The 1492-nt window shown below is 61.8% G+C and carries 2 protein-coding genes and 1 pseudogene; 1 reads left to right on the top strand and 2 read right to left on the bottom strand.

Annotated features, from left to right (window positions below):
• Window positions 1-270 (bottom strand): ATP-binding protein (locus FNJ47_RS46030; RefSeq protein WP_163163405.1); only part of this gene is annotated, 270 nt, incomplete at its 3' end.
• 17 nt (window positions 271-287) lie between these two features.
• Window positions 288-1064: pseudogene (locus tag FNJ47_RS46025) on the bottom strand (Mu transposase domain-containing protein); the annotation flags it as partial.
• A gap of 47 nt (window positions 1065-1111) precedes the next feature.
• Here FNJ47_RS46025 and FNJ47_RS46020 point away from each other — a divergent pair.
• Window positions 1112-1378: a DUF5372 family protein gene (locus tag FNJ47_RS46020; protein ID WP_163163403.1), complete on the top strand. Its 267-nt coding sequence runs from the start codon at window positions 1112-1114 to the stop codon at window positions 1376-1378.
• Window positions 1379-1492: the final 114 nt, after the last annotated feature.

The following is a 1492-nucleotide window of genomic DNA, read 5'->3' as shown; positions in this document are numbered from 1 at the left end:
TTGCAGGGTGTTGCGCCGGTCAAGGCCGCGGCGGGACGCGAAGTCGACGTCTTCGATACAGGCGTCGACGAAGCGCAGCTTGGCTGCGGCGAGGCGATTGGTCAGGCGCCGGTCGGCACGCATGGCGGCTTCACGATCGAGCATCAGGCCGAGCCACTCATCCCGGCTGAGATCGGCGGCATTGTCCTGTTCGGCTAGTTGCCGGTAAGCGGCCGCCATTCCGGCAAGGCCGAGCGCCTGCATCTGCTCGAGGGTCGGGTGGGTCAGCATCGCGATGTTCCTTTCCTTCATTGATAATAGCCCCCACCACGGATGTTGGCGTGCGAGGGGGTGGCTTTGACGGGTGCGGCAGCAGGGCTCGCGCGGTCGAGCCCGGATTTGAGGATCGCGCTCACCGAGGAGTAGCTGATCGCGTTGATGACGAGTGCCCGCTCGCAGGCCGCTTCGAGCCGATCGCGCTCGTAGCGCCGTGCCAGGGCGATGATCCCCATGGCGGAGCGATAACCCTGCTCGGGATGCGGGCGCTCACGCATCATCCGCTCGACCAGAGTGGCGGTGTTGACGCCGATCCGCGCTGCCATCTTGATCAAGCTCGCCGGCGTCATATTGGCATAACGCTGATGGGCCTTGGGCATGTGCTCGTTCACGGTGACATGGCCGCTGCGCTGAGAGCGGCGCACATGGCTGGCGACACGCGTGTGATCCTGGAAGATCTCGACGGCTCGATAGGTGAGCCGGACGTCCACCCGACGGCCGATCAGCCGGTGCGGCACTGAGTAAAAGGTCTTGTCGACTTCGACGTGATAATCGGGATGGACCTTCGCCGTTTTCCATTCGGCGTATTCGAACGGTTCGCTCGGCAGCGGCGTCAACGCAGCGCGCTCGATCTCCTCGAACAGCTGCCGGCGGGATTTGCCGATATGGCGCATCGGCCGATGGTTCAGCTCCTCCAGCAAACCACCGATCGCAGTATTGAGATCGGTCAGGTTGAAGAACCGCCGATGGCGCAGCCGTGCCAGAATCCAGCGCTCGACAATCAGCACCGCGCCTTCAACCTTGCCCTTGGCAAAAGTTGTCGACTGCAGGTCATGCGGGTACGACCCAGCAAAAGGTGCGGATCACGCATCCCTTCCATCCGCTTTGCGGTCGCAAGTTCGAGCTGATCTGTCGGCGCCGTCATTGGGGCGAAGACCGGATGGTCTATGAGGGGCAGAACGGTCGACTTTGTACGATCGCGAGCGCATGGACCGATATCGATCCACCCGATGAGTTCCGGCTGATCGCTGCGGGTAGAGCAGCCTTTTGCGCGGTTGACCTGTTGGCGCTTTGTGACGCGCTGGACCGGCTCGCGGAGAGCATGGGCGCCAGCGATGCGTAAATCTAAATACGCCGCATATGTAAAGATAATAACGCCATGCCATCGACGCGGTTCGGCGCATTACTGCGCCAATAGCAGCGATAAATCTTCATATTGCGTCGACATCTCCATTGA

The organism is Bradyrhizobium uaiense, assembly GCF_010811875.1.
In the GTDB taxonomy this organism is placed as follows: domain Bacteria; phylum Pseudomonadota; class Alphaproteobacteria; order Rhizobiales; family Xanthobacteraceae; genus Bradyrhizobium; species Bradyrhizobium uaiense.
The sequence above is the reverse complement of the archived record's forward strand: the minus strand, read 5'-3'. Positions and strand labels throughout refer to the sequence as shown.